Here is a 25,696-nt window from a genome sequence, read left to right on the forward strand (position 1 = left end):
GTTTGCGGATGTGTCGAAAGCGTTCGCAAATCGTAAGGAGTTGTCCATGAATTCGACTGCTAAAACGTTGCGCCGCAGCCTTTATGCGGTGTTCGCTGCGTCGGCAGCCGGTGGCGCAGTCGTGGCAGCGCTGGCCGTTCCCTCAGCAACCGCGGCCACAGATCCATGCGCGGCCAGTGAGCTGGCGAAGACCATCGGTTCGGTGGCCACCTCGACGGGCTACTACCTGGACTCGCATCCCCAAACAAACCAGGCGCTGACGACGATCTCGCAGCAGCAGGCCGGCCCGCAATCACTCGGCGCGGTCAAGGGCTACTTCGACGCCAACCCGCAGGCCGCCAAGGACATGCAGCAGTTGCAGCAGCCGCTGGTCTCGCTATCCGCCAGGTGCCGGCTTCCGATCAGCCTGCCGCAGTTGATGGGCCTCATGCAGGCCGGGCAGCAGCAGGGCGGCGCTCTGCCCGCAGGTTTGCCAGGAGCTCTGCAGACGGCGCAGACGATGGGCGCTGGCGGCACGACGCCGCCGACTTACCCGTCGCCCGCATCGGCTGGTACGCAGGGCGCCGGACCGCTGCCGGGGCCGTCGACGGTCGCCCCGCGTTAGCGTAGGACGACACTCAGAGACCGGAGTTGACCTGTGGTTTCAGACTTTCTCACGACTGGTTGAGCGCAAGGCAAGAAAGTCAGCACCCTTTCTGCTTAGCTTTTGAATTGTCGGAACCGCTCGTGGTTCTCGCCTCTCCACTTCGTCTGAAGGAGCCTGTCCATGTTGCTCTCGGCCCGTACCGCGCGGCGTGCGGTAGCTGGCGTGGTCGGCACCGGTGCGATTGCCGGTGCGATGTTGTTTGGTGCCCTGCCCTCGGCGATGGCCGACGATCCGGCCAAGAACCCGCCGAACTGCACGGCCGCCGACCTGGCCGGCGTGGCTTCGGGTGTCTCGGCGTCGACCTCGGCGTACCTCTTCACGCATCCGGATGTGAACTGGTTCTTCACCAGTCTCGAGGGGCTGCCCCGTGACCAGGTCCGCACCGAGGTGAAGAATTATCTGGACCAGAATCCGCAGACCAAGGCCGATCTGACTGGGATCCGCCAGCCTCTGGTCGATTTGAAGAACCGCTGCGGTTCAGCACCGGCACCAGCGATTCCGTAATCCGCGTGCGGGTTGGTGAATCGCCCGCGCAGGAGAGCGCGAGCCGCACGGTGTTGATGGTCGACGACGACCCCGACGTAAGAACATCCGTCGCCCGCGGACTGCGGCATTCGGGTTTCGACGTCCGGGTCGCTGCGACCGGTAAAGAGGCGCTGCGGCTGCTGTCGAACGAATCGCATGACGCGCTGGTTCTGGATGTACAAATGCCAGAGCTCGACGGGGTCGCGGTGGTGACTGCGTTGCGTGCGTTGGGTAATGACATCCCGATCTGCGTGCTGTCCGCTCGCGACACGGTCAACGACCGGATCGCGGGCCTGGAGGCCGGTGCCGACGATTACCTGACCAAGCCGTTCGATCTGGGCGAGTTGGTGGCGCGGTTGCACGCCCTGCTGCGGCGGGCCAGCCATTCGGATCAACAGTCCGACACGATGACGGTCGGGCCGTTGACCATCGACACCGCGCGCCGGCTGGTGTTCGTCGACGGCGAGCGAGTCGACCTGACCAAGCGGGAGTTCGACCTGCTGGCGGTGCTGGCCGAGAATGCCGGGGTGGTGTTGTCGCGGCAGCGGCTACTCGAATTGGTGTGGGGCTACGACTTCGACGTCGACACCAACGTGGCCGATGTGTTCATCTCCTACCTGCGGCGCAAGCTCGAACGCGACGGCCTGCCAAGGGTTATCCATACCGTTCGCGGGATCGGGTACGTGCTGCGAGACGAGCCGTAGGTGAGTCGAGCATCGGGCACAGTGGTGAGTCCCTGAAATGCGTTTGCCGCGGTTCCTGCGGTCCGCCTCGTTGCGCACCCGAGTGGCGATTGCGTCGGCCGCTGCCGCGTCCGCGGTGGTCGCCGTGTTCACCATCCTCACCTCGGTGGTGCTCGCGAATAACGATGCGGCGCAACTAGATCGGCGACTCGACTCGATCGTCGACGCCAGTATCAACCCGAACGAAGTTCAGGATCCCCGCCGTGGCGTGCTCACCACCGGGCGGTCCAAGTCGACCGGCCAGGTGATGTTTCAGCGCGGCCTGCAACTGCCGCCCTTACCGCTGGGCAGCGCGAACGTCGAAGTGAACGGCGTCGAGTACCGCGTGCGCACCGTCGCCGTCGACCAACAGGGCGGCGTGATGATGTCGGTCGGCATTCGCGCGGACAGTATCCTGTTGAACCGCGCCAGGATTCCGCTGTACACGGCCGTCGGAGTCGTGACCGTGTTGATTGCGGCCGGTCTCGGCTGGCTGCTGGCCGGCCCCGCGATACGTCCGCTGCGCCGCCTGACCGAGCACACCAAACAGCTCGGCGAGGACGCCCAGGAGATGCCCGAAGTGCGCGGTGTGCGCGAGGCCGAGGATCTGTCCGAGGCGATGTCGGCGATGCTGAGCAGGTTGGCCGCCGCTCAGCGAGCGACCACCAATTCACTGCAGGCGGCGCAGGATTTCGCAGCCAATGCCGCACACGAACTACGCACACCACTGACGGCGATGCGCGCCGACCTCGACACCCTGCGGATCCACGATCTGCCGGATGACGAGAGAGCCGAAGTGGTGCAAGACCTTTCGCGCGCGCAACGCCGCGTTGAGGCGATCATCACCGCGCTCGGTCAGCTGGCATCCGGTCAGCTGGCGCAGGTCGAAGACCGCGAGCTCATCGACATCACCGACATGCTCGACCGGGTCGCGCGCGAGAACATGCGCACCGCGAGCGGCGTCGAGATCGAGGTCGAGGCCGCCGACGATCTCGCGCCGATCTGGGGTTGGCCGGGCGGACTGCGGCTCGCAGTCGACAACTTGGTGCGCAACGCGGTGACACACGGCCAGGCGACGCGAATTGTGTTGGCGGCACGTAGATTTGCCCATATGCTGACGATCGTCGTCGACGACAACGGCCGTGGCCTGCCGGAGGAGGAGTATCAAGCCGTGCTGGGCCGGTTCTCCCGCGGCAGCAACGCGGCACCGGGTGGGTCCGGGTTGGGCCTGGCGCTGGTGGCGCAGCAGGCCGCCTTGCACGGCGGGCGCATCGAACTGTCCAACGGCCCGCTCGGCGGATTGCGTGCAACCCTGACTATCTCGACTTCGCCTGAGCTGCCTTCGGATTCGGACTAACTTCTGTGCCGCAGCGCGGGCACGGCGCGCCATCCCAGCAGCAGCACCGCCGTCGCTATCGACGCCACCACCACAAAGCTCGTCTGCACGCCCGCCGATGTCGCCTTGCGCAGCAGCATTCCGACCACGACCGTACCGATCCACACGGCGACGCCGGTGGGGATGACCGCGAACGGCCGTCGCCATCCGCCGATCAGCAGCCAACCGGCACCGGTGCCGGCCAGAAACGGCCACGCGGTCTGCGCGATGCCTGCGGCGGTCAATCCCTCGGCGTGGCTTCGGCGCCCGATCGTGGCGAACACGATCACACATACGATGTCAGCGAGTAGGGCGATCAGCGCGCGACCCACCCCGCTGCGGGTGTCATCGGTTGGCATAGCTCATCACATCCAGCACTAGTGGGCTGACGGCAGATTCATCGCGCGGGGTGAAACCGGGCTGCATCGCAGCGGGTTGGCCGGCCTGGAAGCCATCTTCGGCGTCGATCGACGTGATGCGACCGTCGAGGGTGAAGGACGACAGAACGAATGGCAGCCCGTTGGAGCGCAACGGATCTGGGGTGCTCATGACGTGGAAATGGAGATGTGGCCCATCGGAGTTGCCACTGTTTCCGAGCAAGGCGATCACCTGTCCTGAGGTTAGCCGGTCGCCCAGCTTTACTTTGATGCTGCCCGGGCTCAAATGGGCGTACAGCGCGTAGTTTCCGTCACCGATGTCCTGCACAATGTGATTACCCGCGTATTGGTCAAGCGGCAAACCAGTCGGGTTGGTGCCGGCCACCTGTTCGGGTAGCCCGTCCAGGAGGCCGACGACGGGACCGTCGGCCACGGCGTGGATGTCGGCACCGAAACCGGCATAGCTGTCCAGTTTCGCCTTGTCCCCGGTGAACAACCGTCCATCCGAAAGCAATTGCACATAGTCGATGGCAAATCGCTCGGCAGCCCATAGCTGTCCGTTCAGTGGATTCAGTGCCATCCGATGCGGCGTCATGTCGCAACAACTGTTGGCGGCCAACCAGTTTCGTCCTCGTAGTGGCGGCGTAATAACCGCAGGTTTGCGCATCTGCACGGTGATAGGCGCGACTGTCTCGGTGACGGTGGCGGGAAACAGCGGGGGCTGCGGTTGGGTCACCGAAACGCCGACCGCATGTAGCAGGTCTGTCGGAACTGTTGTACCGGAGTCCACTGCGACGTCAAGCCATACCACCGCGGACTGGCCCGGCCCGAATTTCGTTGTGGGCGTGGGATTTCCCAACACACGCGTCCAGTGCGCGAGCCGATCGCCCGCAAGGTGCAGCACTGTTCGGTCCCCAGCGCGCGCGTCGACCGAATTCAGCGTCACCTCCTGGTCGAGCACATTGGTCAACTGCAATTCGTAGGCCAGGTGCACCTTGCCGTCGGTTGCAGGCACGGCCACAGGCGCGGCGATGACGTTCGCCAGTAGCGGCGTCACCACCGACGGGCCTGTGTCTGTAGCAGTACGTGGTACAGCCGAAGTGGTTGATGCCGGCGGGTTTTCAGTCGGCGAGGTGCATGCCACGACCAGCGCGGCGATCAGGGCGAGTGCTGCTGACGTCTGGCCGCGCATTAGTTTTCGGGCTCGGGATCATGGGGCGCATCAGGGTCGGGACTGAACTGCGGCGGCTGTCCGGTGTCGTCTTCGACGACGGCGTCGGGGTCGATGTCCTTCTCGGTGCGGAACATGAAGAAGAACACCACCCAGCCGATCGTGGAGATGAAGATCCAGCTGACCAGCCGGTAGATGAGCATCGCGGAGATCGCCGAGGCCAGCGTCATGCCCGACGACACCAGGCCCGGCACCAGCACCGCCTCGACAACCAGCAGCCCGCCCGGCATCAACGGGATGGACCCCACCGCGCGGGCAGCCGCATACGCCACCGACACTCCCGCAATTGACGGATGACCGCCGCTGGCATAGCACGCGGCCAGCAGACAGCCCACGTCGGCGATCCAGTTGAACAGCGACCAGCCGAACGCTTCGCCGAGTTCACGGCGCGAAAGGCTGACCGACTCCAGCTGAGTCAGCGTCTCGCGCCACTTGTTCAAGCCGGTGTCAGAAGGCTTGCCCCGCAATGAGTTGAACCATGAGAGCAGCCGCACCCCGATGCCGTCGATAAGCTCGGGGCGGGTCGCCACAGCCTGCGCCAGCACGATCAGTGCCAGGAACCCGCCAAGCGAAAAGATAAGCGACAGTGGGTTTTTGCTCGCGCCCAGCATGAAGGCGCCGCCGAGGCCGATGAGCGCGAGACCCACCACCTGCAGTGCGCCCGACATCACCAGCTGCCACGACGCCACCACCGGTGTCGCGCCCCAGATGCGTTGTTGGCGATAGATGAAGGTGGCTGACAGCACCGGCCCGCCGGGCAGCGTGGTGGATAGCGCATTGCCCGCGTAGAACGCCGCCTCCGAACGCCACTGCTTGACCTTGACGCCAGCCGACCTCAACAGGGTGCGCTGAATCTGCGCGAAGCTGTGCATCGACGACATCGCCGCGACGATGGCCACCAGCACCCACCACCAATTCGCGGAGTAGACACTCTTCCACGCCTTGGCCAACTGGTCCCACACCAGCGTGAGCTCGACCGCCAGCACAATGGCTGCGACGCCGATGACCACCCAGCGCAGCCACCAGTATTTGCCCCGGGTAGGGCGCTCCTGGCTGCGGGCGTCGCTCGCCGGCGCGTCGTGGGACACGCCAATAGGGTAACGGTGCAGTTTGCACAGATATTGGCGCAATCGCAGGCGCGCCGAGGTCGATTCGCGAGATACCCAGTGAGGCATGAACCTGCCGTTACGCTACCGGCATGTCAGCGGGCCCTTCCATCGATACCGTCGCCGACCAGTCGGTGACTCCGTTCGTCCGTAAGACGGCCGCGTGGGCGTGGCGCCTGCTGGTCATCGGCGGTGCGATCGTGGCGCTGTTGTGGCTAGTCAAGAAGCTCGAGGTGCTCGTGGTTCCGGTCGCGCTGGCGACGCTGCTGGCTGCGCTGCTGCTGCCGGTCGTCGACTTCCTCGACCGGCACGGCGCCCCACGCGGCGGAGCGGTGGCCTTGGTGCTGCTCGCCGGCATCGCTGTCGTCGGCGGAATCATGGCCTTTGTCGTCACCCAGTTCATCGAGGGCGCACCGGCGCTCGTCGACCAGGTGAGCGCCAGCATCAAGGGGGTCGGCGACTGGCTCACGCATGGGCCGCTGCACGTCAACCAGGACCAGATCGACCACGCCCGCAAATCTGCCATCGACGCACTGCAGAACAACCAGGAGAAGTTGACCAGCGGAGCGCTGTCGACGGCCAGCACGCTGACCGAGATCGTCACCGGGGCGCTGCTGGTGCTCTTCACGCTGATCTTCGTGCTGCATGGCGGGCGCAACATCTACGGGTTTGTCACGAAGGTCTTTCCGGAGGACGTTCGGGACCGGGTGCGCGACGCGGGCCGGGCCGGCTTCCATTCGTTGATCGGCTATGTGCGCGCGACGTTTCTGGTCGCGCTCGTCGACGCCACCGGTATCGGCACGGGCCTGGCGATCATTGGCGTGCCCCTGGCGTTGCCGTTGGCGTCGCTCGTGTTCCTCGGCGCGTTCATCCCGCTCGTCGGTGCGGTGGTCGCCGGCTTCGTCGCCGTCGTGGTGGCGCTGATTGCAAAGGGTTTTGTCTACGCGTTGATCACGCTCGGCCTGATCATCGCCGTCCAACAGCTGGAAGGCCATGTGCTGCAACCGCTTGTGATGGGCCGCGCAGTGTCGATCCACCCGTTGGCGGTGGTGTTGGCGATCGCCGGCGGCGGCGTGCTGGCGGGCATCGTCGGCGCACTGCTGGCTGTGCCAACGGTGGCGTTCCTGAACAGCGCGGTGCGCGTGCTCGTGGCCAGAGATCCCGGCGCCGAAGAAGCCGCTCAGGAGGCGCAAAGCGGACCCGTCGTCAAGGCTGAAGCCGACGACGTCGAAGCAACGGAGTAAATCCCCGAGTCGCTTCGCTCCTGTCCGCAGGCGAGACTAAATCCGGCCCTCGCGCCGCAGCAGATCCTGCGCGCTGACCCCGCCACCGCGCCGCTTCGGCTCTTCGTCGTCACGGGTGTTGAGCTTCTCGGTGGCAGCCTCTGCGTCGGGCTTGCGTGGAGTCGGGATGGCAGTCGTCGCGGGCGCATCGTTGTTCTGCGGCCGCGGACGTTGCGCGGGAATCGCGGTGGTCGGCTCGTTGCCCGGCTGCGGACGCGGTTGCCGCCGGCGTTGCTCGGGCATCGCGCGCGTGGCGTCCGCGGACGGCCGTGCGGGCGGCGCTGGGGGTGCGGGCGGCGCCGCGGGCGGACTGCCCGCACTGGTCCCGCGCAATTCGCCCAGCCACGACTCGATTTCGCGCTCCTCGCGCGGCGCCGCAGGCGGCTGGGGCGCGGGCCGGTGCGCCCGCTGGGCGGCTCCGGTGGCGTTGTGCACGACATTGCGCACCGCGTTCTTCGCAACGGACAGCCGCGTGGTCTGCGGTTCCTCGGCTTGACCGCGAGTGGGGATCCGCGTGGTGCCTGCGCCGGAGGGACCATTGGGCCGCGGCGGCGCAGCGATCCGCGACGACGCGCTCGGCCGTGACGAACCCTCGACGGCGGGATGCGTCGGATCATGCGGCGGTCTCGGCCGCGGCACAGGTGCGCCCGCGCCGACGAGCGCCTCGTCCGGCTCACGCACCGCGGGACGCTTTCGCTCGTCGGGCAACTCGGTCTCACCGAGGCCGAGGCGCTCCTGAAGTCGCTTCATCCAGCGCGGCGCCCACCAGCAGTCGTCGCCGAGCAGCTTCATCACCGCCGGCACCAGGAACATTCGGACCACCGTGGCGTCCAACAGCAGCGCGATCAGCAGACCGAACGCCAGGTACTTCATCATCACCAGGTCGGAGAAGACGAACGCGCCCGCGACGACGGCCAAAACCAGTGCGGCACCGGTGATCAGGCGGCCGGTGGTGGCGGTGCCGATCCTGATCGCCTCGGCGGTGGACATGCCGCGCTCACGCGCCTCCACCATGCGGGACACCAGGAACACTTCGTAGTCGGTCGACAGACCCCAGATCACCGCGATGATCAACCCGATCATCGGCGCCATCAATGGCTGCGGTGTGTAGTTCATCAGCCCGGAACCGTGGCCGTCGACGAACATCCATGTGAGCACACCCATGGTCGATCCGAGCGTCAAAGCGCTCATCACTGCGGCCTTGATAGGCAGCACCACCGATCCGAACGCCAAGAACATCAGGATCGTGGTCGTGGTGATCAGCAGAACCACCATCAACGGCAGCTTGTCGAACAGCGCGTGGATGCTGTCCTGCTCGAGCGCAGGCGTACCGCCGATCGACATTGTGATGCCGCGCGGCGGGATGATCGCCCGCAGATCCGCGACCCTCTTGGCGGCGTCCCCGCGGTTCACCAAGCCGTTCTGGATCACCCGCGTCGACGGATCCTTCGACGCGCCATCGAGATACGGGCGTTCCTGCCACATCTTGGTCGGGTCGTTGTTCGCATCGATGAAGCCGGAGATCTGCATGGCCTTGTTGCGGACGTCGGCGATCTGCTGGTCGGTGATGGGCTGCCCGTTGTCGCTTTCCATCACGATGGTCAACGGCTCGGTGCGGAAGCCGGGGAAGATCTTGTCGAACTCCTCCTGTGCGAGGCGGACCGAGTTGGTCGGCGGCAGGTACTTCTCGCTGATGCCTGCCAGAGCCAGCTGTCCCAGCGGGATGATCAGCGCAACCATCACGATGATGATCGGGACCGCGAACGCTGCGGGCCGCTTCATCACGCGGTTGACGAGCTTGCCCCAGAAGCCCTTCTCGACCTCTTCGCGCGTCTTGGTTTTCTGCGTCTTCTCCGACAGCCACTCCAGGTAAATCCGCATCGGCTTCCAGTTACGGAAGAACGGAACGCGCAGCAATGTGCGCACACCGAGAGCGTCGACGTTGGGGCCCAGGATGGCCAGCGCGGCGGCCAGCACGGTGATCGAGAGGATTGCTGCCAGCATGACGGAGGCGATGATCGCGTAAGTGATGGACTTGAGGAAGCCCTGCGGGAACAGCAGCAGTGGCACCGACGAGGCCACCAGGATCACTGCGGAGAACATGATCGTGCGGCCCGAGGTCATCACCGTGCGGCGCACGGCGGCCTCGGTGTCATAGCCTTCGGCGATCTCTTCTCGGAACCGGCTGACCATGAACAGGCCGTAGTCGACCGCGATGCCAAGCCCCATCAGCGTCACCACCGGCTGGGCGAAGAAATGCACCGGGATGAATTCGGCGATCAGCCGCATGATGCCCAGCGCGCCGGCGATGGTCAGGCCGCCGATGATGCCGGGCAGGGCTGCCGCGACGACGCCGCCGAACACGAAGAACAACACCACACAGACAAGCGGGATGGCGGCGACCTCGGCGCGTCTCTGGTCGTCGCCGATGGTGCCGGTCAGTTCGGCGGCCAGCGGCTGCAGACCAGCCATCTTGAAGTCGACACCCTCGTCCCTGACGCTGAGCAGGTCGTCCTTGACCTTCTTGTAGTTGTTCAGGATCGCGTCGTCGTTGTCGCCCTTGAGCTGGATCGACATGAACGCGTGCTGCTTGTCCGCGTCGGCCATGTTCTTGAGCACGTCTGGACTCTTGAAGTAGCCGATGGACCGCAGGATCTCGTCCGGGTGGTCCTTCTCGACCTTGGCGAGGTTGTCGAGGATCTTCTTCTTGAAGTCCGGGTCGTCGACGGTCTTGCCCGCAGGCGCCGTATAAATCCCGACGATGTGGCCGGACGTGTCGCGACCATAGGCCTTGTCGCCGACGACCGAGGCGTGCACCGATTGGCTGCCCTCGTCGTAGAAACCGCTCTGGGTGACATGGCTGCCGAGACTGATGCCGAACACGCCGCCACCAAGGCACAGTGCGACCATGACACCGATCACAATGTATCGGTATCGGTACACCGTTCGACCCCACCAGGCGAACACGTAAGCTCCTTCTAAGTCTGTGGCTACCCGCGTTTTTCCAGTTGTCTACACGCGCGAGGTCAGTAGCGAGGACAGCGGCCGGAATGGCTGCAGCCAAGCCCCTTGCTCAGGCAGCGAATCAAGGCCGATTCGCGGTAGCGGTTCCCGGAAAACACCAGGAATGTCTTCCAGGTCGACGAACTCCAAGGTATCCGACGCTAACGCCCAACTGGCATGTTCGCGAAATCCCAGCACCTGGACCGGCACGCCCTCGCGGGCGATCTCCTCCAGCGGTGCTTTGAACGCTTGCCCATCGGCGGAGGCCACCAGCACACCGGCCAGCCCCTCGCTGCGCCGAAGCGCGATGTGGGCGAGCATGTCGCTGTCGACGTCGCTGTCTTCGTCGATCTTCGGCTTCGCGAAGACCGCGAAGCCAACGTTACGCAACGCCTCCACCCACGGTCTAACGACGTCGGCGCTACCTGGGGCGATGTTGGTGAAGACGGTCGCCTCGGGCTCCAGCGTGAGGTCCGGGCGGGTGGCGGACAGCTCGGCGGTGCGGGACAGCAGCCACCGGCCGAGCGCGTCGAATCGAGGCCGATGTGCGGCGGTGGGCCTGCCCCCGAGGATCGAGCCGAGACCCATGTCCAGGTTGGGTGCGTCCCACACCAGCAGCACCCGAGCCGTCGGCTCGGCAGGCATGACCGGCGGCGGGGCTCCATCTTCTATCTGCCGGATGTCTTCAGTGAGGCTCACTCGACTCCTCCTCGCTCCGGTCCTCGCTCGTACGTCGCTGCGATCGCCGCTCGTCGTCGTCTTCGGTGAGGCTCATGGCTGTTTCACCCAGAGCAATTCGGCCACGGCGCTGCCCGCATGCTGGGCTTTGCCTTCGTACTTCGTGACGGGCCGCTGCACCGAGATCGGCAGCGGGTCCGACGCGCTGACCCTGCGCAGCCGCGGCTCGGCGTCGCCGACCTCGGCGATTTGTTCGGCATAGCCGGCGTGGTCGGTGGCGGTGTGCAGCACCCCACCAGAGCGCAACCGGTCGGCGATCAGTGCGACGGTGGCGGGTTGCAGCAGGCGGCGCTTGTGGTGTCGGGCCTTCGGCCATGGGTCGGGGAAGAAGACCCGCACACCCGTCAGCGAGTGCGGCCCGAACATGTGCTCGAGAACGTCGACGCCATCACCGCGGACCAATCGGATATTGGTGACGCCCTCGCGATCGATCGCGGACAGCAGCTGCGCCAGCCCGCGCTTGTAGACCTCCACCGCGACCACGTCGAGGTGCGGCTCGGCCGTGGCCATCGCGAGCGTCGAGATGCCGGTTCCGCTGCCGATTTCCAGGACCACGGGCGCCGACCGGCCAAACCACGCCTCGGTGTCCAGCAGCGACGCCGGGCCGTCGGCGTCGCGCGCCTGCATGCCCATCTCCGGCCACAGCCGCTCCCACGTCGCCTGTTGGCCGCCCGAAAGCGTCGAACGCCTGGTCCGGAAGCTGGTAACCCTGGGGTGCAAATGCGGCGAGGCGATGTCCGGCCCGGGCGTTTGCATCCGTCCATGGTCGCTCATAGACAGCTGAGTACCCGCATCGTGGTACAGATTGATACCCAACAGTTGCCTTCGGCTGGTACTGGGGACAACCGTTCGCGACCTGCGCTCGAAGGTGTCACCATTACGCCAACACTCGGGAAGGCCGCCAGATTTTCGTCGATTCGTTGATGCGATTCGCTGAGCACAGCAATGATCCGCGTTTACAGCCGGTTATCGCGCGCCTTGCTGCCCCGACGCGGGTTGCTGTCCTAGGTCGCGACGGGGTGGGGCGCGGCACGGTCGCCGCGGCGCTCGCCGCGTCGGGGGTGACAATCGCCGCCGACGCGACGGCCGGGGATGTTCAGGTCGTGGTGGTCGCCGAGGCGGTCAAGCCGGAGGACCAAGCATTCCTCGTCGACGACAAGCCCAGCGTGATGGTGCTGAACAAGGCCGATCTGACGGGTCTGGGCGACGGTGGTCCCCTGGCCCGGGCGCACCGGCGCGCCGCCGAATGCCGGGCGCTGACCGGGGTACCGACGGTGCCAATGATCGCCCTACTCGCCACCGCCGAACTCGACGACGAGCTGATGCGGGCGTTGCGCGTATTGGTCACCGAGCCCGCGGCGCTGACGTCGACCGACGCTTTCGTCGGCGGCGCCCATTCGGTGCCGCTCGAGATCCGGCATCGACTGCTGGCGACGTTGGACCGGTTTGGCATCGCCAGCGCGCTGCTTGCACTGGGCGAGGGCGCAGACGTGTCGACGGTGTTGAGACGGGCCAGCCAGGCCGACCGGGTCATCGAGTACATCGCCGCGGTGGCCGCCCCGCTGCGCTATCGTCGACTGCAGACGGCCATCACCGAATTACGTTCTCTCGCAGTACTATCCGACACCGAACAACTCGCTGATTTTCTGTCGACAGACACCACTGTGCTGGCGGTGATGTCGGCGGCGGTCGACGTGGTCGAAGCGGTAGGCGTGCGGGTGGACCGGGGCGACGACGCGGCAGCGCATCTACGTCGGGCCGTGCATTGGCGGCACTACAGCCGCGGGCCGGTCAGTGCGTTGCACCGCAGTTGCGGCGCGGACATCGCAAGGGGCTCACTGCGTCTGCTCGGGCAGGCGCGATGACCGAACCGGAAGCCGCGGTGGACGCCGTAATGGCGGCCATCGACACGGGCCTGAGTTCACCGGGCGTCGAGCGCCGCGACGTGGTGCTCGTGACAGGCCCGTGGCTGGCTGGCACCAGCAGTCTGATCGCGGCGCTGCGGGAGCGAATGCCCGAGCGCACATTCGTGGAGGCCGCCGAGTTGGGCGCCGCGCATGCGCCGACGGCGGTGGTGTTCGTGGTGTCCGCGATCACCCCGCTGACCGAATCCGATTGTGCGCTGGTCGATCTCGCCGCCAACTACACAGATCTGATCATCGGCGTGGTGGCCAAGATCGACGCTCATCGCAACTGGCGCGAGGTGCTTGCCGCCGATCGGGCTCAGTTGGCGGCACGCGCGCCGCGGTATGAGCACGTGCAATGGGTGGGCGCGGCGGCCGCGCCGGACCTGGGGGAGCCGCGCGTCGACGAACTGGTCGGCGTGCTTCGGCAGCGGCTGGCCGACCCCGATGTGCAGCGGCGCAACCGACTTCGTGCGTGGGAAGTCCGACTGCAGACGGCCATCGAGCGCTATCAGGGTGATGCCGCCGGGTCGGACCGCCAGGCCCGGGTGACGGCGTTGCGCAAGAACCGCGAAGACATCCTGCGGGGTCGGCGGCTGTCGAAGTCCGAGCGAAGCATCGCGCTGCGCAGCCACATTCAGCAGGCGCGGGTGCAGCTGACCTATTTCGCGCGCAACCGCTGCACGTCGGTGCGTGCCGAACTGCAGGAGGACGCCTCGAACACCAGCCGGCGCAAGCTCGGCGAATTCGAGGCCTACGTGCGGACCCGTGCGGGAGAAGTCGTGGACGAGGTGGACCAGGGCATCACCACACACCTGGGCGACGTCGCGACCGAGCTCGGGCTGTCGGCGCCCGAGCATCCTGGACCAGTACCCAGGCCCGAAGTCTCGTCGCCGCCGCTGAAGTCGCGGCGGTTGGAGACGCAGCTGACGATGGTCGTGGGCGCTGGCTTCGGGTTCGGAGTCGCGCTCGCGGTGACCCGGCTGTTCGCGGGTCTCGCGCCGGGTCTGACGATCGCGGGCTTGGTGGCGGGCGGGTTGGTGGGTCTGCTGCTGACGGTGTGGGTGGTGGGCATCCGGGGGCTACTGCAGGACAGAGCGGTGCTGGACCGCTGGGTCGCCGACGTCACCGCGACATGGCGCGCCGTGGTCGAGGAGCGGGTCGCCACCCGTGTGGTGGCAGCAGAGGCGGCGTTGACGTCCGACCTGGCCGCCCGTGACGAGGCCGAGAGCGCGGCGGCCGCCGATCGCGTCGCCGAGATCGACACCGAACTGCGCGAGCATGCGGTCGCCACCGCTAAGGCCGCGGCCGTTCGCGACCGCCGGCTGCCGCCCCTGAAAGAGGCCCTCGACGCGGTGCGAGCCGAGCTGTACGGATCCGCGTCGGTGGAATCGAGGAACGGTTCGGATGCGTCCGTCCGCAAACTGAATCGGTAAAACGCTGGAAATCGATTTTCTGAATCGTTCCTGTGAGTGATCGGACATACTCCCGATTTACCGCGGGTATGTCACGGACGTTAACCTCAGTACAGGGACGACCGAATGCGCCGCCAAATCAGGCTTGGTTGGCGCGATCGGGGCCTGCGTCCTGGCAGGAAACCTACGCAGGAGAGTTTGATGACAGCAGCGACCATTCCAGGTCTGGACACCGCACCGACTAAACACAAGGAGTTGCTCGCCTGGGTCTCCGAGGTCGCGGAGCTGACGCAGCCGGACCGGGTCGTGTTCGCCGACGGCTCCGACGAGGAGAACGCGCGGCTGTGTGAGCAACTCGAAGCGGCAGGCACCTTCAAGCGCCTCGACGACAAGAAAAAGCCGAATTCGTACCTGGCGTTGTCAGATCCGTCGGACGTGGCGCGTGTGGAGTCCCGTACCTATATCTGTACGGAGCGTGAAATCGACGCCGGCCCGACCAATAACTGGATGGCTCCGGCAGAGATGCGCGGCATCATGACCGACCTTTACCGCGGCTGCATGCGCGGCCGCACCATGTATGTGGTGCCGTTCTGCATGGGCCCACTCGGCGCCGAGGACCCCAAGCTCGGTGTCGAGATCACCGACTCCGAATACGTCGTCGTGTCGATGCGGACGATGACCCGGATGGGCCAGGCCGCGCTGGACAAGATGGGCACCGACGGCTTCTTCGTCAAGGCGCTGCACTCGATCGGCGCGCCGCTGGAGCCCGGTCAGAAGGACGTGCCGTGGCCGTGCAACGACACCAAGTACATCAGCCACTTCCCCGAGACTCGTGAGATCTGGAGCTACGGCTCTGGCTACGGCGGCAACGCGCTGCTGGGCAAGAAGTGCTACTCGCTGCGCATCGCGTCGGCGATGGCGCACGACGAGGGCTGGCTCGCCGAGCACATGCTGATCCTCAAGCTGATCTCCCCCGAGAACAAGTCGTATTTCATCGCCGCGGCGTTCCCGTCGGCGTGCGGCAAGACCAATCTCGCGATGCTGCAGCCGACCATCCCGGGCTGGCGCGCAGAGACCGTCGGCGACGACATCGCATGGATGCGATTCGGCAAGGACGGCCGGCTCTACGCGGTCAACCCCGAGTTCGGGTTCTTCGGTGTCGCGCCGGGCACGAACTGGTCCTCGAATCCGAACGCGATGAAGACCATTGACGCCGGCAACACCGTCTTCACCAACGTCGCGCTGACGGACGACAACGACGTGTGGTGGGAAGGCCTCGAAGGCGACCCGCAGCACCTGATCGACTGGAAGGGCCGCGACTGGACGCCCGACTCGGACCAGAAGGCCGCGCACCCGAATTCGCGGTACTGCACCCCGATGTCGCAGTGCCCGACGCTGGCTTCCGAGTGGGATGACCCGCAAGGCGTGCCGATCTCGGCGATCCTGTTCGGCGGGCGCCGCAAGACGACGGTGCCGCTGGTGACGCAGGCTCGCGACTGGCAGCACGGCGTGTTCATCGGCGCCACGCTCGGCTCGGAGCAGACCGCGGCCGCCGAAGGCAAGGTGGGCACCGTCCGTCGCGACCCGATGGCGATGCTGCCGTTCCTCGGCTACAACGTCGGTGACTACTTCGCTCACTGGATCGACATCGGCAAGCAGTCCGATGAGTCGAAGATGCCGAAGATCTTCTTCGTCAACTGGTTCCGTCGCGGCGACGACGGTCGCTTCCTGTGGCCGGGCTTCGGTGAGAACAGCCGGGTGATGAAGTGGATCATCGACCGGATCGAGCACAAGGCTGGCGGCACGACCACGCCGATCGGCACCGTGCCGACCGCCGACGATCTGGATCTCGAGGGTCTCGACGTCGACCCCGCCGATGTGAACGAGGCTCTGGCCGTTAACGTCGCGGAGTGGCGCGACGAGCTGCCGCTGATCGAGGAGTGGTTCGAGTTCGTCGGTGAGAAGCTGCCGACCGGCATCAAGGACGAGTTCGACGCGCTGAAGCATCGGTTGGCAGAAGCCGACTAATTCTTCCGAGAAGACGCAAACACCCCCAAATCCTTCGGATTTTGGGGTGTTTGCGTCTGTTCGCGGTCAGACTGGACCATGTGATCGAGGTCCCGGAGACCCGATACGCCAAGTCGGGGGACGTCAACATCGCCTACCAAGTGGTCGGCGACGGACCGTTCGACCTCGTTTACGTTCCTCCGTTTGTCTCGAACCTCGAACTGCAGTGGGAGGATCCTGCCGAGCGCAGATACTTTGAGCGTCTCGCCTCGTTCTCCCGACTCATCATGTTCGATAAGCGCGGAACCGGCTTGTCCGATCGCGTCGCCGTCGCGACGCTCGAGGAGCGAATGGATGATCTGCGTGCCGTGATGGACGCTGCCGGCTCGCAGCGAGCCGCCATTTACGGTGGCTCGGAAGGCGGAGCCCTCTCCATCCTCTTCGCAGTGACGTATCCCGAGCGTGTTTCAGCGCTCGCGCTATACGGCGCATATCCCCGCATGGCTTGGGCGCCGGACTACCCGGACGGCATCCCTGACGACGTATGGGCCGATGGTCTGCGACATCTCGAGGAGAACTGGGGCCGCGGAGAAGAGGGAGGACTTCCTCTTTGGGCCCTCGCACCGGGCCGAGCCGATGACCCCGCGTTCCGCAGATCACACGGGCGGTGGGAGCGCCTGTCGGCAAGCCCCGGGGCCGCCGTCGCGATCCAGCAGATGGTCCGCGAGCTCGACGTGCGCCACGCCTTGCCCGCCATCCGCGTCCCGACCCTGGTTGTGTATCGGACCGCGGATATGGGCCACGCCGCCGGCAGCCGCTACCTCGGGGCGCACATACCCGGCGCGAAAGTCATTGAGCTGCAAGGCGACGAATACTTTCCACACCTCGGGGACCAGGATGCGATCCTCGATGAGGTCGAGGAGTTCCTCACCGGCGTTCGTCCCGTGCACGCGCTCGATCGAGCATTGGCGACTGTGCTTTTCACCGACATCGTGTCGTCAACGCAGCGCGTCGCGGCGCTCGGCGACGATGAGTGGACGCGGATTCTCGACCACCACGACGCCATGGCCGCACGAGAGATCGACCGTCATCGCGGTCGGAAGATCAGCACGACGGGTGACGGCGTGCTCGCGACATTCGACGGCCCGGCTCGTGCCGTGCGGTGCGCGCAAGCGATTTGCGCGGGAGTTCGGTCGCTGGGCCTCGACGTGCGGGCGGGCCTTCATACCGGCGAGGTCGAGCTGCGCGGCGACGACATCGGCGGGATCGCAGTACATATCGGCCAACGTGTCTCGTCACTCGCCGGACCGGCTGAAGTTCTCGTGTCGTCTACCGTCAAGGATCTAGTGGCGGGGTCGGGAATTAAGTTCTTAGACCGTGGATTTCACGTGCTCAAGGGTGTACCCGACGAATGGCGAATATTCGCCGTCGCGAATTAGCGCATCGATGCGATGGCAAGGCGCACACTTGATCCGACACGTCCGGGGGCCAATTCTGTTGACACAGATGCTTAGTGACAGGTCGAGGGACGCCGTACTTTTACTGAAGGTCTGCGCGGGCGAGGTCAATCTGCTCTAGTGCGTACGCGGCTTTGCTGGCATTGGTCATTGCGGCCCCAGCGCGGGCCAATGACTCGTAGGCCTCGTCGCCGAGTGCCTCGCGCAGGTGAGATATCGCCGTGGATATCTCAGGAAACGTCGCGAGGGCGACGTCCGCGAAAGCGAAGCCACTGATGGTGGCGGCTGCCTCGTAACGACCAAGTTGGTCCAGTAATGCAGTAAGAACGCCGAGCGGTCCGGAGACGAACTGAACGGCACGCGTGTCGTAGTACGTGCGTATTGCGAGCGCTGAGTATTCGAGACCTTCGAGGGGCTTAGCACGCGTGGCGGCCAAGCTTGAGAGTGCGAGTGCTAGAACAGATTCCATTTGTCTGTCGCCGTTCTCCACAGCGATCGCAATACCGCGGCGCAACGCTGCGTATGCCGCTTCGGGCTCCGTCTCGCTGTGACTGGCGCCGTACGCGTACATCGCTGACGAGACGATGGTGGGGTTGACCTCGGTCTCCGCGGCTACGAGCAGTCCTTTTGCAACGGATCTCGCTTCCTCGTGCCTGCCGGCGTAGACCAGTGCGGCGACCAGACCAGGCGCCGCGTATGCGTAACCATCGGGATATCGCACGAGCATTCCGCGTGCCCATTCCACGCAACGGTCGGGACCGACAGTTGTGAGGTAACCACCGGCCAAGGCGCTTTCGAGTGCCACGGGCACTGCGTCGAACCGTCCGCTCTCGGTTGCCCGCGAGGCGGCATCGATGTAGCGCAGGAAGTCGTCGGTGCGGCCGGCCAAGTAGCAGTCGGCTGCCATGATGTAGAGCTGGGCAAGGCGTGGATGGCCGATCGCCTTCGCCGGTTCGATCATTTCCTCCGCCCACACGACCGGTTCGTAGAGCTGAACCCAGTGACCCAGGAACGTGGCGCAGATCGCGATCGCGACGGCTGCGTCGACGTCACCTCGGTCGGCGGCCCATCGAAAGGCGCTGCGCAGATTCGGCAACTCGACGGTTACCCATGCATACGCCTCAGCCTGTCGAGGGCTGTCCCAGAGCGCCATGACCTCGGCGTCGCGCCTAGCGAAGTAGCGCGCGTGCGCTGTCCGCGCTGCCTCCGCTTCACCTGAAGCAACCAGTTGTTCTTCGCCGAATTGCCGGATGGTCTCCAGCATCGAGAATCGAGTGTGCCCAGACGGCCGATTGGCGACAAGTAGCGACTTGCGGACCAATGCATCCAACAGGTCCAAAGTCGCGAGATCGTCCTCGGACTCAGCAACCGCGCACGCACCGGGCAACTCGAAACCGCCAGCGAACACTGAACACCTTGTCAGCACTGCCTTTTCGGCGTCGTCCAGCAGATCGTATGACCACTGCACGGCATGGCGCAGCGTCTGGTGACGTTCGAGTGCCCGTCGCGATCCGACAAGCAGCCGGAAGCGGTCATCGAGCCGATCGCGTACCTCTACGGCCGTCATCGACACCATGCGCGAAGCGGCAAGCTCGATCGCCAGGGGAATGCCGTCGAGGCGGCGACATATCTCTACCACCGCGGCCGCTTCTTGAGGAGGCGCGAACGTCGAAACACCGGGCGATACGGTTTGCGCCCGGTCGACGAATAGTGTTGCGGCGGAGGAGTTCGTGCCTGAACCTACGTCAAGGGATGGCACGGGCCAGAGCTGCTCGTCATCGAGTCGGAGCCCCTCTCGGCTGGTCGCCAGGATCTTCACCGTCGACGAGTGGTCGAAGATCGCCTCGAGTACGTCTGCCGCAGCATCGAGGACGTGTTCGCAGTTGTCGAGCACGAGCAGACGCGAACGGCCTTCCAAAGCGGCAGCGACGCTATTGGTCATGCTGAGCCCCGGCTGTTGAGTGATTCCGAGCGTCGATGCGACAGCTTCCGGTACTGCTGCAGGATCGGTGACCGCAGCCAACTCGATCACGAAGACGCCGTCGGGGAAGTCACTTACCAAGCGCATGGCGACCTCCAGCGCCAGTCGCGTTTTCCCGACCCCGCCGACACCGGTCAGTGTGACCATTCGGTGTGCCTTGAGCGCTGCCTCGATCTCGGCGACTTCCGCGGCGCGGCCGACGAAGCTCGTCGTCGGCGCACGCACGTTCCCCGGAGCGGAATCAGCTGTCTTCAGCGGAGGGAAGTCGGCGCGCAGTCCGGGCGCTTGGACTTGATAGATCGCAACTGGTTTGGCGATATCCCGTAATCGCTTGGAACCCAGCGGAATCAACTCAACATCGGCGAGCAGCGCCGCCGTTGCACCGTCGAGCAGGATCTGGCCACCGTGTCCGGCCGCCATCACACGTGCCGTGCGGTTGAGTACGGTGCCGAAGTACTCGCGACCACGTAGTTCAGCTTCGCCGGTCGCGATACCCATCCTCACGGGCAACTCAAGTGTTCGTTGTGCGGCGATCGCGGCGTCGACAGCCGAACGGGGAGAGTCGAATACGGCGCACATCCCGTCGCCGGTGTAGTTGAAGACAGTGCCGCGATGGCCTTCGACTGTGTCGCGGAGCACTTGATTGTGAGCCTCGAGAGCGACTTGCATCGCGTCCGCATCGGACTCCCACCGGCGCGTGGAACCCTCGATGTCCGTGAAGAGGAAAGTGACGACGCTCATTGCGACTTGCTCGCCTCTAGAAGACGGCGCGGGCTAGGTCAATCTGTTCGAGTGCATACGTGACGATGCTCGCATTGGTCATCGATACGCCTGCTGTAGACAATGATTCGTAGATCTCGTAGCCGAGAACCTCGCGGAGGTGAGCGATCGTCCCCACCAACTCGGGATAGGTCACGTCTGAAAATGGGGTAACGGCAAATGCGCACATTCTGGCCGCGGGCTCATAGCGTCCGAGCCGGTCCAAGAGATCGACGACTACCGCGATCGCGCTCGTCATCATCGTCAAGCTGACCGAATCGTAGAATCTGCGAATCGCCAGGGTCACATAGTCGAGAGCGTCTTCGAGGTCACCGTGGATGGCCGCGAGCCTCGCCAAGTTGCCGGCGTGGTACGACTCGATTTGGCGGTTGCCGCTCTCCTGTGCGATCTGCAGCCCCCTGCGATGAGCGTCATAGGCGGCCGTTGGATTCTGATCGCGCTGGGCAATGCCATATGCCAGGAGCGCGTAACTGGCTTGTTGGGGATTGCGGGTGGCGTCAGCCTCGCTGAGAAGTCCTTCCGATACCGCCAGCGCTTCGTCACATTCCCCAACCATCGTCAAGGACAGCACCAGGCTTGCCCGGGCGAAGGTCTGATTCGTGTTCGCCGTGGTCATCCTTCGGCTCACTTCCACCCACCGCTCGGGCTGACCTCGCGCGATGTACCCTCCCCCTAACCACGCCTCGCCGTCATACACGATGTCATCGAACCGCTCGCTTTCGATGGTGGCGAGACCAGCGTCGGCGTAGCGGACTGCATCGTCGATTCGACCGGCTACGTAGCACTGTGCAGCCATGGCGTAGAGCTGAGCAAGCCGTCGATGTTCAACTTCGCGCGCAGGTGCAATGAGCTCTTCAGCCCACGCTACGGGCTCGTAGTTTTCGATACGCATGCCAAGGAACGTCGCGAATACGGCAATGGCGCTGGCCGTGTCCAGATCACCGCTATCGGCAGACCACCTGAACGCGGCGCGCAGATTCGCAAGTTCGACCGCGAACCAATCGTAGGCTTCGCGTTGACACGGGCTGTCCCACAGCGTGAGCAGATCGGACTCACGCCCTGCGAAGTACCGCGCATGCGTCGAGCGCGCATCTTCCGCTTCGCCACTTGCCACGAGTTGCTCTTCTGCGAATTGGCGGATGGTCTCCAACATCGAGAATCGGGTCCGCCCCGACGATTGGTCAGCGACCAGTAAAGACTTGCGGACCAATGCATCTAGCAGATCCAATGTGGCGAACTTGTCGCGAGAATCAGCCATCGCTTGAGCGCTGTTCAGGTCGAATCCCCCCGCGAACACAGAGCATCGGTTGAGTAGTGCCTTCTCATCTGCGCTCAGTAGGTCGTATGACCACTGCACAGCGTGTCGCAACGTCTGGTGTCGCTCCAATCCGCGGCGTGTGCCAACGAGGAGTCTGAATCGGTCATCGAGGAGATCACGTACTTCGGTGACGGTCATCGAAAGCAGGCGCGAGGCGGCCAACTCGATGGCGAGGGGGATCCCGTCGAGTCGTCGGCAGATTTCTCTCACTGTGTTCGCATCTAGTGATGCGGCAGGGGCGACCGCGGAAGCGCGCTCGGTGAACAACCTCTTGGCACTCGAGTCGACGTCGAGAGACGGTACGGGCCAGAGCTGTTCGTCGTCGAGCCGAAGCCCCTCTCGGCTGGTGGCGAGTATCTTCACGGTCTCCGAATGGACGAGAATTGCCTCGATCATGTCGGCCGCGGCGTCCAGGACGTGCTCGCAGTTGTCGAACACCAGCAGCCGGGTACGCGGTTCCAACGCGGCAGCCACACTGTCCGCCAAGCTCATCCCCGCCTGTTGGGTGATGCCGAGCACTGCGGCGACTGCCTCGGGGACCGCGGCGGGATCGCCTACTGCCGCCAACTCAAACACAAACACCCCGTCGGGATAGTCGGCGGCCGAGCGGCTGGCGACCTCTAATGCCAGTCGTGTCTTACCTACCCCGCCGACACCGGTCAGCGTCACCAGTCGGTGCTCCTTCAGCGCTCTCGCCAACTCGGCGATTTCCGCTTCGCGTCCGATGAAGCTCGTGGTCGGATGTTGGAGATTGCCAGGCGTCGAGTCAAGCGTCTTCAGCGCGGGAAAATCAGCTCGAAGACCCGCGGCGCGAACTTGGTATATGGCAACAGGTTTGGCTATGTCGCGAAGTTGACGCGGGCCACGGTCAAGAAGATCGAAACCACCCAGCAGCCCTGCGGTGGGGCCGTCGACCAAGACCTGGCCGCCGTGGCCGGCCGCCATCACGCGTGCGGTGCGATTGAGCACCGTGCCGAAGTACTCGTTCCCCTGCAACTCGGCCTCGCCGGTGGCGATGCCCATTCGCACGGGCAGTCCGAGGGATCGCTGCGCGGCGATCGCGGCATCGACAGCCGAGCGCGGCGTGGTGAAGACGGCGCACACTCCGTCGCCGGTGTAGTTGAAGATGGTCCCGCCGTGACTCGCGACTGCGTCGCGCAGCACCTGGTTGTGCGTTTCCAAGGCCGCGCGCATCGCCTTGGCGTCCGCCTCCCACCGCCGGGTCGAGCCCTCGATGTCGGTGAACAGGAAGGTCAGGACGCCTGAGGCAGGGCGCGGCGCATGGTCATCAACCACGACGTACCCCCGTTCCCCCGGTGCCGTAATCGTAGATTCGTGCAGGCCAACCCGGGTGAACACAGGGGTCTTGACACCTGTCAAGTTAGAGGTCGTAAAGTCGGCACATGCAGATTCGCGAACACGCCGCGGCCAACCCCGACAAGCCCGCCCTCATCATCCATCCGTCGGGGACGGTCCTGACGTTCGCCGAACTCGAGGCCCGTGCCAACCGCCTCGCCCACTTCTTTCGCAAGCACGGTCTGCACGAGGGTGACGCCGTCGCGATCATCATGGAGAACAACGAGCACTTCCACGCCGTCATGTGGGCCGCCCGCCGCTGCGGCCTGTACTACGTCCCGATCAACACCCACCTGACCGCCGCCGAGGCTGCGTACATCATCGACAACAGCGGCGCCAAAGCCGTCGTCGGCTCCGCAACCCTGCGCAAAACATGCGAGAACCTCACCCAACACACGCAGCCCGCTCTGAAACTCGTCGCCGACGACGATCTGGACGGCTGGTACCGCTACCCGGAATGCGTTGCAGATCAACCGGATACGCCGATCGACGACGAGATCGAAGGCGACCTTCTGCAGTACTCGTCGGGCACCACCGGCCGCCCGAAGGGCATCAAACGCGAACTGCCGCACCTGCCGCCGGCCGAGGTCCCCGGATTGATGTCGGCGTTGGTCAGCTTCTGGCTCGATCCCGAGGCCATCTACCTCAGTCCGGCCCCGCTGTACCACACCGCGCCATCGGTCTGGTCGATGCAGATTCAGGGCGCAGGCATCACAACCGTCGTGCTGGAGAAGTTCGACGCCGAGGGCTGCCTCGACGCGATCCAGCGCCACCGCGTCACCCACGGCCAGTTCGTGCCGGTGATGTTCACCCGGATGCTGAAACTGCCCGAGGCCGTGCGCGAGCGCTACGACCTGTCCAGCCTCAAGCGCGTGATGCACGCGGCGGCGCCGTGCCCCGTCGAGATCAAGAAGCAGATGATCGATTGGTGGGGACCGATCGTCGACGAGTACTACGCCTCCTCCGAGGCCATCGGCTCGACGCTGATCACCGCCGAAGACTGGCTGGCGCACCCCGGTTCGGTCGGCAAGCCCATGATGGGTTTATTGCACATCCTCGACGAGGACGGCAACGAACTGCCACCGGGCCACGCAGGGGAGATCTACTTCGAGGGCGGCTTCGACTTCGAGTACCTCAACGACCCCGAGAAGACGGCCAAGTCGCGCGATCGGCACGGCTGGAAAACCGTCGGCGACATCGGCTATCTCGATGAAGAGGGTTACCTCTACCTGACCGACCGCCGCCACCACATGATCATCTCCGGCGGCGTGAACATCTACCCGCAAGAGGCCGAGAACATGTTGGTGACCCATCCAAAGGTGATGGACGCCGCGGTGTTCGGCATACCCGACGATGAAATGGGCCAAAGCGTCAAGGGTGTCGTGCAGACCGTCGACCCAGCCGACGCCACCGAGGAGTTCGCCGAGGAGTTGCTTGGCTGGCTGCGGGATCGGTTGACGCACTACAAGTGTCCGCGGTCGATCTCGTTCGAGGTGCAACTGCCGCGCACCGATACCGGCAAGCTCTACAAGCAGGGGCTGATAGACAAGTACGCGTGAGAAAGCTTGCGGATGGGGTGCTCGTCGCCGTCGGATCACCTTCCGACGACGCGACTTTCACGCTGACCGAAGACGACACCGACGACCGTCGCGCCATCACCGTCCCATCCGTCTCTGAGGCGCTCGTCGAACTCTCCGACCGATGCAAGCGCTGGCCTCAAGCCGCCGCCGTGTGCGACGACGTCCTCCGCTCGCTCGACCCCGCCGCCCCCACTCGCGCAGGCATCATCACCGAATCGCTGGCCTACTCGACGCTGCAGTCGGGACCGGAGTTCGGGCGCTGGCTTGCCGAGCGCGGGCCCGCTTCCGTCCCGAACATCCCCGATCCCGTCCAGGCCGACCGCGACGGCGACTGCCTGCACATCCGCTTCAACCGGCCGCAGCGGCACAACGCGTTCTCCACCGACATGCGCGCAGCGCTGCTCGAAAAGCTGGACGTCGCTCGCGTTGACGGGTCGATCACTGAGATGGTGCTGACCGGCAACGGCCCGTCCTTCTGCAGCGGCGGCGACCTGGCCGAGTTCGGCACCCTCGCCGACCCGGCCAGCGCCCATCTGGCCCGCACCCGCTACTCGCCCGCATTGGTGCTCGACGAGATCACCGCCCGCCTCGGCCGCAATTGCCGCGCCGAGGTGCACGGCCAGGTCCTGGGCAGCGGACTGGAAATGGCCGCCTATTGCGGTTGGGTGCGGGCACATCCCGACGCCGCGCTGGGCCTGCCCGAACTGAGTCTTGGCCTGATCCCCGGCGCGGGCGGCACCGTCAGCATCACCCGTCGTATCGGCCGATGGCGTACGGCTTATCTGGTGCTGTCCGGCCGCACGATCGATACCGCCGCGGCGTTGCGGTGGGGTCTGATCGACGATATCCAGTGACTTCGTTGTGATTCGTCGCCCTGGGTGCGACTCACCAC

19 protein-coding genes are annotated in these 25,696 nt (G+C 65.2%); 11 read left to right on the forward strand and 8 right to left on the reverse strand.

Going from position 1 to position 25,696, the window contains the following annotated elements:
* Positions 1 to 46 precede the first annotated feature (46 nt).
* The 4 genes from MYCSM_RS00645 (at position 47) to MYCSM_RS00660 (ending at position 3,250) form a co-directional block, all read left to right on the forward strand.
* Positions 47 to 604, forward strand: coding sequence for a hemophore (locus tag MYCSM_RS00645; protein WP_015304183.1), 558 nt, complete (start codon positions 47 to 49; stop codon positions 602 to 604).
* A 162-nt stretch (positions 605 to 766) separates the two neighbouring features.
* Complete coding sequence (locus MYCSM_RS00650) at positions 767 to 1,150, forward strand: heme-binding protein (RefSeq protein ID WP_015304184.1); 384 nt, start codon at positions 767 to 769, stop codon at positions 1,148 to 1,150.
* A 56-nt stretch (positions 1,151 to 1,206) separates the two neighbouring features.
* Positions 1,207 to 1,875 carry a response regulator transcription factor gene (locus MYCSM_RS00655; protein WP_198345037.1) on the forward strand — a complete coding sequence of 223 codons (669 nt, stop codon included), beginning with the start codon at positions 1,207 to 1,209 and terminating at the stop codon, positions 1,873 to 1,875.
* A 37-nt stretch (positions 1,876 to 1,912) separates the two neighbouring features.
* Positions 1,913 to 3,250: a sensor histidine kinase gene (locus MYCSM_RS00660; RefSeq protein WP_015304186.1), complete on the forward strand. Its 1,338-nt coding sequence runs from the start codon at positions 1,913 to 1,915 to the stop codon at positions 3,248 to 3,250.
* Here the strand turns inward: MYCSM_RS00660 and MYCSM_RS00665 are convergent.
* The 3 genes from MYCSM_RS00665 to MYCSM_RS00675 form a co-directional block, all read right to left on the reverse strand.
* Positions 3,247 to 3,627, reverse strand: a complete 381-nt coding sequence (locus tag MYCSM_RS00665; RefSeq protein WP_015304187.1) for a DUF3054 domain-containing protein — start codon at positions 3,625 to 3,627, stop codon at positions 3,247 to 3,249. The genes MYCSM_RS00660 and MYCSM_RS00665 overlap by 4 nt on opposite strands.
* Complete coding sequence (locus tag MYCSM_RS00670; protein WP_015304188.1) at positions 3,614 to 4,705, reverse strand: M23 family metallopeptidase; 1,092 nt, start codon at positions 4,703 to 4,705, stop codon at positions 3,614 to 3,616. Before MYCSM_RS00670 ends, MYCSM_RS00665 begins: the two co-directional genes overlap by 14 nt.
* 131 nt (positions 4,706 to 4,836) lie before the next feature.
* A complete protein-coding gene (locus MYCSM_RS00675; RefSeq protein WP_015304189.1) occupies positions 4,837 to 5,964 on the reverse strand; it encodes a lysylphosphatidylglycerol synthase transmembrane domain-containing protein in 1,128 nt (375 codons plus the stop codon).
* Between the two features lie 110 nt (positions 5,965 to 6,074).
* Here MYCSM_RS00675 and MYCSM_RS00680 point away from each other — a divergent pair, with 110 nt between their 5' ends.
* Positions 6,075 to 7,226: an AI-2E family transporter gene (locus tag MYCSM_RS00680; RefSeq protein ID WP_015304190.1), complete on the forward strand. Its 1,152-nt coding sequence runs from the start codon at positions 6,075 to 6,077 to the stop codon at positions 7,224 to 7,226.
* A 36-nt stretch (positions 7,227 to 7,262) separates the two neighbouring features.
* On the opposite strand, the gene MYCSM_RS00685 is transcribed toward MYCSM_RS00680, so the two are convergent.
* The 3 genes from MYCSM_RS00685 to trmB form a co-directional block, all read right to left on the reverse strand.
* Positions 7,263 to 10,232 carry an MMPL family transporter gene (locus MYCSM_RS00685; RefSeq protein ID WP_015304191.1) on the reverse strand — a complete coding sequence of 990 codons (2,970 nt, stop codon included), beginning with the start codon at positions 10,230 to 10,232 and terminating at the stop codon, positions 7,263 to 7,265.
* Positions 10,233 to 10,277: 45 nt separating this feature from the next.
* Positions 10,278 to 10,913, reverse strand: a complete 636-nt coding sequence (locus MYCSM_RS00690) for an NYN domain-containing protein (protein WP_232425864.1) — start codon at positions 10,911 to 10,913, stop codon at positions 10,278 to 10,280.
* A gap of 126 nt (positions 10,914 to 11,039) precedes the next feature.
* Positions 11,040 to 11,780: a tRNA (guanosine(46)-N7)-methyltransferase TrmB gene (trmB, locus tag MYCSM_RS00695; RefSeq protein WP_041311101.1), complete on the reverse strand. Its 741-nt coding sequence runs from the start codon at positions 11,778 to 11,780 to the stop codon at positions 11,040 to 11,042.
* Between the two features lie 149 nt (positions 11,781 to 11,929).
* On the opposite strand from trmB, the gene MYCSM_RS00700 reads away from it, so the two are divergent.
* The 4 genes from MYCSM_RS00700 to MYCSM_RS00715 all read left to right on the forward strand — a co-directional run bounded on the left by MYCSM_RS00700 (position 11,930) and on the right by MYCSM_RS00715 (position 17,771).
* Positions 11,930 to 12,871, forward strand: coding sequence for a hypothetical protein (locus MYCSM_RS00700; RefSeq protein WP_015304194.1), 942 nt, complete (start codon positions 11,930 to 11,932; stop codon positions 12,869 to 12,871).
* Positions 12,868 to 14,346: a hypothetical protein gene (locus MYCSM_RS00705; protein WP_015304195.1), complete on the forward strand. Its 1,479-nt coding sequence runs from the start codon at positions 12,868 to 12,870 to the stop codon at positions 14,344 to 14,346. The genes MYCSM_RS00700 and MYCSM_RS00705 overlap by 4 nt, the downstream gene beginning before the upstream one ends.
* 180 nt (positions 14,347 to 14,526) lie before the next feature.
* Complete coding sequence (locus MYCSM_RS00710) at positions 14,527 to 16,353, forward strand: phosphoenolpyruvate carboxykinase (GTP) (RefSeq protein ID WP_015304196.1); 1,827 nt, start codon at positions 14,527 to 14,529, stop codon at positions 16,351 to 16,353.
* Positions 16,354 to 16,433: 80 nt separating this feature from the next.
* Positions 16,434 to 17,771 (forward strand): adenylate/guanylate cyclase domain-containing protein, encoded by a 1,338-nt coding sequence (locus MYCSM_RS00715; RefSeq protein WP_041312932.1) that lies wholly within the window; start codon positions 16,434 to 16,436, stop codon positions 17,769 to 17,771.
* A gap of 100 nt (positions 17,772 to 17,871) precedes the next feature.
* Here the strand turns inward: MYCSM_RS00715 and MYCSM_RS00720 are convergent, their stop codons facing one another.
* Complete coding sequence (locus tag MYCSM_RS00720; RefSeq protein WP_015304198.1) at positions 17,872 to 20,511, reverse strand: ATP-binding protein; 2,640 nt, start codon at positions 20,509 to 20,511, stop codon at positions 17,872 to 17,874.
* A gap of 16 nt (positions 20,512 to 20,527) precedes the next feature.
* Entirely contained in the window at positions 20,528 to 23,164 is a 2,637-nt protein-coding gene (locus MYCSM_RS00725) for an ATP-binding protein (protein WP_232425698.1), read from the reverse strand.
* Positions 23,165 to 23,271: 107 nt separating this feature from the next.
* Between MYCSM_RS00725 and fadD4 the strand changes: the two genes are divergently transcribed.
* Positions 23,272 to 24,783, forward strand: a complete 1,512-nt coding sequence (gene fadD4 / locus MYCSM_RS00730; RefSeq protein WP_015304200.1) for a fatty-acid--CoA ligase FadD4 — start codon at positions 23,272 to 23,274, stop codon at positions 24,781 to 24,783.
* Positions 24,780 to 25,658 carry an enoyl-CoA hydratase/isomerase family protein gene (locus MYCSM_RS00735; protein ID WP_015304201.1) on the forward strand — a complete coding sequence of 293 codons (879 nt, stop codon included), beginning with the start codon at positions 24,780 to 24,782 and terminating at the stop codon, positions 25,656 to 25,658. The genes fadD4 and MYCSM_RS00735 overlap by 4 nt, the downstream gene beginning before the upstream one ends.
* Positions 25,659 to 25,696: the final 38 nt, after the last annotated feature.

Origin of the sequence: Mycobacterium sp. JS623 (genome assembly GCF_000328565.1) — a bacterium.
GTDB lineage: Bacteria > Actinomycetota > Actinomycetes > Mycobacteriales > Mycobacteriaceae > Mycobacterium.

Bases quoted from the DNA above. Each gene is read 5' to 3' on its own strand.
- MYCSM_RS00650 (WP_015304184.1), top strand. From the start codon at position 767: ATGTTGCTCTCGGCCCGTACCGCGCGGCGTGCGGTAGCTGGCGTGGTC.
- MYCSM_RS00690 (WP_232425864.1), bottom strand. From the start codon at position 10,913: ATGCCTGCCGAGCCGACGGCTCGGGTGCTGCTGGTGTGGGACGCACCC.
- MYCSM_RS00665 (WP_015304187.1), bottom strand. From the start codon at position 3,627: ATGCCAACCGATGACACCCGCAGCGGGGTGGGTCGCGCGCTGATCGCC.
- MYCSM_RS00710 (WP_015304196.1), top strand. From the start codon at position 14,527: ATGACAGCAGCGACCATTCCAGGTCTGGACACCGCACCGACTAAACAC.
- MYCSM_RS00700 (WP_015304194.1), top strand. From the start codon at position 11,930: ATGCGATTCGCTGAGCACAGCAATGATCCGCGTTTACAGCCGGTTATC.
- MYCSM_RS00660 (WP_015304186.1), top strand. From the start codon at position 1,913: ATGCGTTTGCCGCGGTTCCTGCGGTCCGCCTCGTTGCGCACCCGAGTG.
- MYCSM_RS00705 (WP_015304195.1), top strand. From the start codon at position 12,868: ATGACCGAACCGGAAGCCGCGGTGGACGCCGTAATGGCGGCCATCGAC.
- fadD4 (WP_015304200.1), top strand. From the start codon at position 23,272: ATGCAGATTCGCGAACACGCCGCGGCCAACCCCGACAAGCCCGCCCTC.
- MYCSM_RS00680 (WP_015304190.1), top strand. From the start codon at position 6,075: ATGTCAGCGGGCCCTTCCATCGATACCGTCGCCGACCAGTCGGTGACT.
- MYCSM_RS00655 (WP_198345037.1), top strand. From the start codon at position 1,207: ATGGTCGACGACGACCCCGACGTAAGAACATCCGTCGCCCGCGGACTG.
- trmB (WP_041311101.1), bottom strand. From the start codon at position 11,780: ATGAGCGACCATGGACGGATGCAAACGCCCGGGCCGGACATCGCCTCG.
- MYCSM_RS00720 (WP_015304198.1), bottom strand. From the start codon at position 20,511: ATGAGCGTCGTCACTTTCCTCTTCACGGACATCGAGGGTTCCACGCGC.
- MYCSM_RS00645 (WP_015304183.1), top strand. From the start codon at position 47: ATGAATTCGACTGCTAAAACGTTGCGCCGCAGCCTTTATGCGGTGTTC.